Genomic DNA, 8,518 nt, shown 5'->3' on the forward strand with positions numbered 1-8,518 from the left:
CGTGAAATACTGCCATTTTGCCTGTGTTGGTGATCTCGGATTTGCTGGGATTGTCAATTGGCTGCATGCATCCAGGATTGCCTTCGACGCAGAAAATACCGGCATTCCCCCCTTTTGAATGGCACTGGGGCGTAAGGGAATCGCCGCCGAGAGATCCAAAGCTGGCCTACATTTCAGTATCACAGAACGCAGCAGTGCGTTCCGTTGTTCCGGGATAACGGAATGCAAGGGAAAAAGTTCGTGGCGTAACCAGCCGACTGCCCGTTTGCATGCTCCGTGGGTTTGCCGGACGGGTCGGCATGTGAATTGATGAAGGTCAGGGAGACGCGAAAGGTAAACCAATGCGGGCCGAGTTGATCAATCCGTTCATGCGGTCACTTCAGAAGACGTTTACCACGATGCTCAACTGCCCCGTCCGGCGGACGAGTTTGGCGGTCAAGGAAGACTGCCGGGCATGCCACGAGGTGAGTGGCGTCATCGGGCTGACGGGGAAGGCCGTCGGGGCGGTGGTTCTCAGTCTGTCCAAAGAGGTGGCCCTCAAAGCCGCTTCGACTCTCCTGTGCACGGAGATGTCCGAAGTCAACGAAGATGTGCTGGACGCTGTGGGAGAGCTCACTAACATGGTGGCGGGGGGCGCCAAAGCTGAACTCGAAGAGTTCCAACTGGCCGTCAGTCTGCCCAACGTGATCACTGGAAAGCAGCACGAAGTCCACTTTCCTTCCAACGTGGTGCCCATCTCCATTCACTTCACGTGCGATTGGGGCGATCTGTCGCTCGAGGTCGGCCTGGCATTGCTTCCCAGTGCCGAAGGGCTTTCTGCGCCCAGGGAGCAACTCCTGGGGCAATCGACCTGATAACCGGGCTCGTCGGCGTGGTGAGAGCGAGGGGACGGAATGTTTCCAGTTTGGTCCATCGGCCGCGATGAAACCTTGGGTGATACCTTTGACTCGGCAAAGGCCTCCTCATAACCACGCCACGGGTTCAAAACCAAGGCCCACCCCGTTCAAAACCCCTGTTCCCACGGTTCCGTCGGTAATCCGGAACATGGAAGGGTAGCGGTCTTCCCAGCCGCGATTGGCCGCCGGACAGTACTGTCGAGCGTTGCCTTCGATGGCGGCCACGCCGGGAATGCGGGCGGCCAGCGAGGCCGAGTGAAGGAAGGAATAGCCCGGGCAGGTGAGGTCCTGCACGCACAGGAAAAGTTTGTATTTTTGCGCGGCTGCCGCCATAAGAAGGGCTTCCGAGTGGCCCTTGCAGGTCTTCAGCGCCACTCCCGAGTAGCCCATCTCGCGACTGAGAAGAAGACTTTCAAAATCCACGAGAGACTCATCGATCACGACGGGTTTGAGTTCCGCTGCGCGGTGCATCCGATTCTCAGGGTGGGCACGCAGATCGCGATGGGTGGGCTGCTCGATGTACTGAAGACGATCGAAGGCCTCGGGTGAGTGCTCCCTGATACGCGCAAGGAATTCCAGCACGTATTCGACGTTCTGGCAGCGTTCGTTGAAGTCGGCCGAATAGAACCATCTTTCGCATCCTCGCCTGCGCTGTGTTTCGGCAGTCACAGCGTGGATCTCCAGAACCCGTTCCACATCCCAGCGGAGATCATCGCCATTGAGCTTGATTTTGAGGTGCGTCAGACCATTGAACATGATCCACTCGGGGAGTGTTTCCGGGAGTCCATCGTTGAGACGCTCCCTGATATCCGCATCTGTGAGGGGATCCAGCGCTCCTACCAGATGATAGAGCGGCATCCGCGGTGTCGGTTCGCGATGAGTGTATTGATCGAGATACTCGCCGCGAAACTCTGCAGACAGGTAATGGGACAGATCTGCGTTGACAAATTCTTTTCCCAGCACATTGTAGGAGTTCTGTTCCAGAGCTCGGCCGTAGGCGTCATGGAGCGCGGCTTCAAACGGGCTGGCGGCAACGAACTGGGCCAGCCGCGGCATTCGTTCGGGCAGACGCAGATGTTCCTCGACGGATCGCGCCACGTAGTCGTAAGCAGATGACCATTCCTCGGTGATTTCGAGAGGATGACCGGTACCTTTGTACTCTCCCAGCCAGGCCTGGAAATGACTGCCGAAAAGAACCATTGCCTGAAGGGTTTTGTCCGGGGGCAGTGTTTGGCTCGGCCAGGCCCAGACATTTCCCACCGGCATGGACCCAAACCCCCGAGCCCGCCGTCCGCCCCGGGTTTCCACGTCGATGACGACATTCCGCAGCGTCACGTCGGTCACCACCCGGCCGCCAAATTTCATTGGGGTTCGGTAGGCGTATTCTTCGGTATTCGTGTTCACACGCACAATGCGGATGTCTGTGATCTTGCTCATCCTGATGATCTCCCATGCGGCGTGGCGGGATGGAGATTGGGGCATGTGCACCACGCTGCGCTACGGCCAGCAGCATCTGGTTGTGCCTCTGATTTTCCCCGGGAGGAAAGCCTGTCGCAAGACGCAGGGACAGAAGAAACGAGGTGTGCGGAAGTTGAAAAGCAGACCTGACAGGCAGGTCCCTCCGGCGAATCGGAGGGGCACGCTCGTCGTGCCCAGGCAAATCCGTTCAAACCGTCGCAAAGTTGCTACGTATATATTTGGCGAAACAGGGATCGTTAGTCACGCAAAAGAATTAATATCTGCCCAATCTGTCAAATAAAAACGAGACTATCGCTCCTGGTCGTGTTCGGCAGAGTGATGTAAGTTTTTCAATATGAGACACAAGTCATTGAGGGAAACCGGTTAAAGAGTCAAACGCCGGGAGGGATTCACGTGGACACACAGAAAATTGGAACGCCAGTACCGGGCACGTCTTCAGGGTGTCTCTGTGGGGAAGCTACGGAAGAAGAAAAGCTCGCCCAGCTTGACGACATCCTCTCGCAGTATCGCGATGTGCCGGGGGGCCTCATTCCCGTGCTCCAGATGGCGCAGACGATCTTCGGATACCTGCCCGAGCCGGTTTTGAAACGGATTGCGCGGGCATTTGGCAAGCCTCTCAGCGAGGTCACCGGCGTCGTGACCTTTTATTCTTTCTTCAACACGGTGCCTCGCGGGCGGCATATGATTCGGGTGTGTCTGGGGACCGCGTGTTACGTTCGTGGGGGCAAGCAGGTGCTGGCAGCGCTGCGGGAAGAACTGGGGATCGACGTGGGCGAGACGACGTCGGATCGCACTTTCTCTCTGGACGTTGGCCGTTGCTTTGGTGCGTGCGGCCTCGCTCCCGTGATCATGATCGACAACGACGTTCACCAAAGAGTGAAGGTGTCCCGCCTTGGTGAACTCCTCCAGAAGTATCGCAACGGGGACAAATGACCATTTCCGCTTCCGTGGAGGTTCTGGGACTTCAGGAGAATCCACGAGAGAAAAAAGCGGCGAAGATCGTGTTTCGTTTTCGTGGCTCTCGACTGGAAGCGCTTTCCTGACGGACACCACATCATGAGGGAATTTCGCGAAGTATCGGAGTCTTGGCTTTTGTAATTTCGGTCTTGGACAAGCCACCAACAGGTTACATGCCTATGAACCGGCCACGGATCACAAGTGTTGAACAGCTCACCCAGTGGCGTGACGAGCTTCGGGCACAACGGAGTTCCTGGCAACAGAACGGGGGTCGGGAAGTCCGTATCTGCACCGGTGCCGGTTGCATCGCCTCTGGATCACTCCGCACAAAAGAAGCTCTGGAGCAGAACCTTGCGGAAACGGGGATCCGCGATCAGTGGCGGATCATCGGGACGGGCTGCATGGGACCGTGCTTCGGTGGGCCGGTGCTCATGCTGGAAGACATCGTGTACGAGCACGTGCGTCCGGAAGACACCGCCCAGCTCGTTCGCGAGCATTTCCTGCAGGGAAAGATTGTCGAGCGCCTCACGCATCGTCGGCCGGATGGCAGGCACGTGGCGCGAATGGACGAGATCGATTTCTTCAAACGGCAGGTAAAAATCGTCCTCCGCAATTGTGGCGAGATCGATCCCACGCGGATCGAAGACTACATCGAGCGGGACGGATACCAGGCGCTGGCGAAAGTGCTCCAGCAGCGGAATCCCGACGAGGTGATCGAGACATTGCGCCAGTCCGGGCTTCGCGGTCGAGGGGGAGCCGGATTTCCCACCTGGAGAAAATGGGATGCGGCCCGGCGACAGGCGAACCCCATCAAATATGTGGTCTGCAATGCCGACGAGGGCGATCCCGGGGCCTTCATGGACCGCAGTGTCCTGGAAGGTGATCCCCACAGTGTCATCGAGGGGATGGCCATTGCTGCCGCGACGATCGGGGCGTCCCGGGGCTTTGTTTACGTGCGGGCGGAATATCCCCTGGCCGTGGAACGCCTTCAAATCGCCATCGCGCAGGCCAGAGAAGCGGGTCTGCTGGGCGAGAACATTCTGGGTTTGGGCTTTGACTTCGACATCGAAATCCGCATGGGTTCGGGGGCTTTTGTATGCGGGGAAGAAACCGCTCTTTTGACCTCGATCGAGGGTAATCGGGGAGAGCCGCGTCCCCGGCCGCCGTTTCCCGTGGAAAAAGGTCTGTGGGACCACCCCACCGTGCTGAACAACGTGGAAACACTGGCCAATATCCCCGTGATTGTGCTCCGCGGAGGTGAGTGGTACGCGCAGTGGGGTACGCCGAAAAGCCGCGGCACGAAAGTATTCGCGCTGGCGGGCGGGATCAAACATGCCGGGCTCGTGGAAGTCCCGATCGGCATGCCGCTTGGCGATTTGATCTACGATATCGGCGGCGGCACGGCCTCCGGCAAGCCCTTCAAGGCCGCGCAGATTGGCGGACCTTCCGGCGGGTGTGTACCCCGCCAGCATCTGAACGTTCCCCTGGATTACGAGTCTCTGGCGGAACTCGGGGCCATCATGGGCTCTGGCGGGCTGATCGTCATGGACGACGACAGTTGTATGGTCGATGTCGCCCGATATTTCCTGGAGTTTGTCCAGGACGAATCCTGCGGCAAGTGCGTCCCCTGCCGCGTGGGTACCAAGCGGATGCTGGAGATCATGGAGCGCATCTGCAACGGCCAGGGGGAAGAGGACGATGTGGAACGCCTTATCGAACTGGGCGAGATGGTCAAGGAAACATCGTTGTGTGGCCTGGGACAGACGGCGTCCAACTCGGTCCTTTCCACCATTCGGCACTTTGGCGCGGAGTACGTGGAGCATATCCGCGACAAGCACTGTCGCGCGGGAGTGTGCTCGGCGATGGTGGCGGCTCCCTGTGAAAGCGCGTGCCCTGCCAATGTGGATATCCCGGGTTTTGTCGCCCTCGTGGCCGAGCGGCGTTACGCCGAAGCGATTCGGCTCCATCGCGAACGGAATCCCTTTGCCGCTGTCTGCTCGCGGGTGTGTTTCCACACGTGCGAGGACAAGTGCCGCCGCGCCTCATTGGACGCTCCGGTGTCCATCCGCGCGATCAAACGGTTCATGGTCGATCAGGAGGTGACGCTGCAAGTTCCGGAAATCCGGGAAAATCCCAAAAATGCCAAGAAAAAAATCGCCATCATCGGGGCGGGGCCCGCTGGACTTACCTGCGCATATTTTCTGGCCCGACTGGGCTACCGACCGGAGGTTTTCGAGGCAGAACAGCGGCCGGGCGGTATGCTCGTCCAGGCCATCCCGGCCTATCGGCTGCCCAGGGAGGTCGTCGCTCGAGAGGTCCGCATGATCGAGCAGATGGGTGTGGAGATCATTACGGGGATGGCCCTCGGCCGAGATTTCACACTCAGCAGTTTACGGGCCCAGGGCTACGATGCGGTATTTCTCGGAGTGGGCGCTCCTCAGGGGGCCAAACTCAATATTCCCGGGGAAAACGCCCAGGGTGTGGAAGACGCGCTCAGTTTCCTGCGGACATATAACATCCGCGGATCCGTGCCTGTCGGGCGCCGGGTGGTGATCGTCGGCGGCGGCAACTCCGCTATTGATGCGGCCCGCACCGCCATCCGTCTGGGCGCGGAGAGCGTCGTGGTCGTTTATCGGCGAAATCGCGAAGCCATGCCGGCTTATGAGGAGGAGATCACGGAAGCCGAGGCCGAGGGCGTGCGCCTGCAGCTTCTCACGGCACCCGTGGAGGTTCTCACTGAAGGAGGGCGCGTGGTGGGCCTCAAGTGTGTTCCCGTCCAGTTGGGCGAGTTTGACCGCTCCGGACGTCGCCGTCCCAAGGAAGCCGGGGAGGCCTTCTGTATTCCGGCAGATCAGATACTTGTGGCGGTGGGGCAGACCCTCGACCTGGAGGCCCTCTGTGGTGACGTCGAACTCCGCAAAAACAATCGGGGGTTCATCGATGTGGACCCGGTCACCGGCCAGACGTCGCAGCGGTGGATTTTTGCCGGCGGAGATGCCGTGACGGGACCGGCCTCGGTGGTGGAAGCCGTGGCTGCGGGAGAACGGGCAGCGGTGGGAATCGACATGTTGCTCACCGGCGAAAACCACGCTTTCTGGCGGGAGCCCCATCCTGTGGAAACGTCCTTTGATCCCGATGCCGAGCCGGAACCCACGCCTCGCGAGCCCCTCCGGCTGCTGCCGGTCGAAAGACGTCGCCACAACTTCGACGAGGTGGAACTTCCCTGGCCGGAGCCCGTGGCCATCCGTCAGGCGCGGCGCTGCCTGCGGTGCGATTATGGGAAACGCAATACCCATCAGGTGGTTTTACACCAGTTAGGAGAAATTTGATCGAAGTGCATTCCGGTAGGACGAGCCATGCATTCCAGCGCAGTGAGTGAAGCAACCAGCCAGAACGCAGTACCAATGGTCAGAATTGCCATCAACGACCACGAGATGGATGTGCCGGAAGGCACGACGATCCTTTGTGCCGCCAAGAAGGCCGGAATCCGGATCCCCACGCTCTGTTTCGTGGAAAGTCTCAAACCCGTGGGAGCTTGCCGGGTCTGCGTGGTGGAAGTGGAGGGAGTCCGCAACCTGGTGGCTTCCTGCGCAACCCGGGTTTGGGAAGGAATGCGCATTTACACCAATACATCCCGGGTTCGTCGAGCACGGACCGCCGTGGTGGAATTGCTTCTTTCGGAACACAACGGAGAGTGCCAGACGTGCGATCGCAACGGAAACTGTGAGCTGCAATCCCTTGCCGCCGAGTTGGGGATTCGGGAGATCAGCTACCGCGGCGAACGGGCACGCAAACGGTTGGATGTCTCAACACCGGCTCTTGTACGAGACAGTGGCAAGTGTATCAAGTGTCGCCGGTGTGTCAGCGTGTGCAATGAAATTCAGAATGTGGGCGCGCTCTTCCCGCAATTCCGCGGATTTCACACCGTCATCGGTCCCGCGCTGGGGCGGGATCTGGCCACGGTGGCCTGTGTGCAATGCGGACAATGCGCGGCAATCTGCCCGGTCGGCGCGATTTCCGAACGCGACCACGTGGAAATGGTTTGGGCTGCGCTGGACAACCCCGATAACTTCGTGATCGTGCAGACGGCTCCTGCCATTCGCGCTGCATTGGGGGAGTGCTTTGGCTATCCGCCCGGCACTCTTGTCACGGGCAAGATGGTGGCGGCCCTGCGGCGTCTCGGATTCGATGCGGTGTTTGACACCGACTTTGCCGCCGATCTCACCATCATGGAGGAGGGAACCGAGTTTCTCACGCGGCTGCGGAAAAAGTTTGTCGAAGGCGTGGATGCGCCACTTCCCATGTTCACGAGTTGTTCCCCAGGATGGATCCAGTACATGGAGTTTTTCCACCACGAACTTCTGGGGAATCTATCGACCTGCAAATCGCCGCAACAGATGTTTGGCGCCCTGGCCAAAACGTATTACGCGAACAAACTGGGCAAGCGGCCGGACGACATCTTCGTCGTTTCCGTCATGCCCTGCACGGCCAAGAAGTTTGAGGCCGCCCGGCCAGAAATGACGGCCAGCGGTACCCGCGATGTGGATGCCGTCCTGACCACCCGGGAACTGACGAGAATGATCCGTGTGGCGGGTATCGACTTCGTTTCCCTCCCCGATGAACAGATGGATGCTCCGATGGGCCTTTCCAGCGGTGCCGGCGATATTTTCGGACATACCGGTGGAGTCATGGAAGCCGCCTTGCGAACGGTTTACGAATTGATCACCGGCCGCGAGCTTCCCACACCCGACCTTCACGTTCCCAATCTGGCTGGACTGGAGGGAATCAAGGAAGCAGAGATCCCACTCACGCAGCTCAAGCCGGAGTGGAGCTTTCTCAAAGGAATCACTCTCCGCGTCGCTGTGGCTCACGGTCTGGCCAACGCGGAACGGTTAATCCGGGCGATCGAGAAGGGGGAAAGGGAATATCACTTTGTGGAGGTGATGGCGTGCCCCGGCGGCTGCATCGGCGGTGGCGGTCAGCCCCGTTACACGGACAACCGTGTGCGCCTTGCCCGCATCGCCGCACTCAAGAAAGAGGATGAACGCAAGGCCATTCGCAAGTCCCATCTGAACCCGCAGATTCAGCAACTCTATGCGGAGTTTCTGGGACAACCGTTGGGCGAAATGTCTCACCGCCTGCTCCATACCCACTATTTCATGCGCGAAGCGAACTGAATTCGGCGG

5 protein-coding genes are annotated in these 8,518 nt (G+C 59.4%); 4 read left to right on the forward strand and 1 reads right to left on the reverse strand.

What is annotated here, in order from left to right; translation table 11 throughout:
- The first annotated feature begins 341 nt into the window (after positions 1–341).
- The gene (locus H5U08_RS05490) at positions 342–854 is read left to right on the forward strand and encodes a chemotaxis protein CheX (protein WP_297031069.1); all 513 of its coding nucleotides are present in this window, start codon (positions 342–344) and stop codon (positions 852–854) included.
- Positions 855–962: 108 nt separating this feature from the next.
- On the opposite strand, the gene H5U08_RS05495 is transcribed toward H5U08_RS05490, so the two are convergent.
- Positions 963–2,333 (reverse strand): mandelate racemase/muconate lactonizing enzyme family protein, encoded by a 1,371-nt coding sequence (locus H5U08_RS05495; RefSeq protein WP_297031071.1) that lies wholly within the window; start codon positions 2,331–2,333, stop codon positions 963–965.
- A 435-nt stretch (positions 2,334–2,768) separates the two neighbouring features.
- Here H5U08_RS05495 and H5U08_RS05500 point away from each other — a divergent pair, with 435 nt between their 5' ends.
- The 3 genes from H5U08_RS05500 to H5U08_RS05510 all read left to right on the forward strand — a co-directional run bounded on the left by H5U08_RS05500 (position 2,769) and on the right by H5U08_RS05510 (position 8,509).
- Positions 2,769–3,308 (forward strand): NAD(P)H-dependent oxidoreductase subunit E, encoded by a 540-nt coding sequence (locus tag H5U08_RS05500; RefSeq protein ID WP_297031073.1) that lies wholly within the window; start codon positions 2,769–2,771, stop codon positions 3,306–3,308.
- A 203-nt stretch (positions 3,309–3,511) separates the two neighbouring features.
- Positions 3,512–6,661 carry an FAD-dependent oxidoreductase gene (locus H5U08_RS05505; RefSeq protein ID WP_297031075.1) on the forward strand — a complete coding sequence of 1,050 codons (3,150 nt, stop codon included), beginning with the start codon at positions 3,512–3,514 and terminating at the stop codon, positions 6,659–6,661.
- A 27-nt stretch (positions 6,662–6,688) separates the two neighbouring features.
- Complete coding sequence (locus H5U08_RS05510) at positions 6,689–8,509, forward strand: NADH-dependent [FeFe] hydrogenase, group A6 (RefSeq protein WP_297031077.1); 1,821 nt, start codon at positions 6,689–6,691, stop codon at positions 8,507–8,509.
- Positions 8,510–8,518: the final 9 nt, after the last annotated feature.

Source organism: Thermogutta sp. (genome assembly GCF_014359955.1).
Classification (GTDB): domain Bacteria; phylum Planctomycetota; class Planctomycetia; order Pirellulales; family Thermoguttaceae; genus Thermogutta.

What these genes read in the sequence shown, in the direction of transcription:
- H5U08_RS05490 (WP_297031069.1), top strand. Translation starts at nt 342, where the DNA reads ATGCGGGCCGAGTTGATCAATCCGTTCATGCGGTCACTTCAGAAGACG.
- H5U08_RS05495 (WP_297031071.1), bottom strand. Translation starts at nt 2,333, where the DNA reads ATGAGCAAGATCACAGACATCCGCATTGTGCGTGTGAACACGAATACC.
- H5U08_RS05505 (WP_297031075.1), top strand. Translation starts at nt 3,512, where the DNA reads ATGAACCGGCCACGGATCACAAGTGTTGAACAGCTCACCCAGTGGCGT.
- H5U08_RS05510 (WP_297031077.1), top strand. Translation starts at nt 6,689, where the DNA reads ATGCATTCCAGCGCAGTGAGTGAAGCAACCAGCCAGAACGCAGTACCA.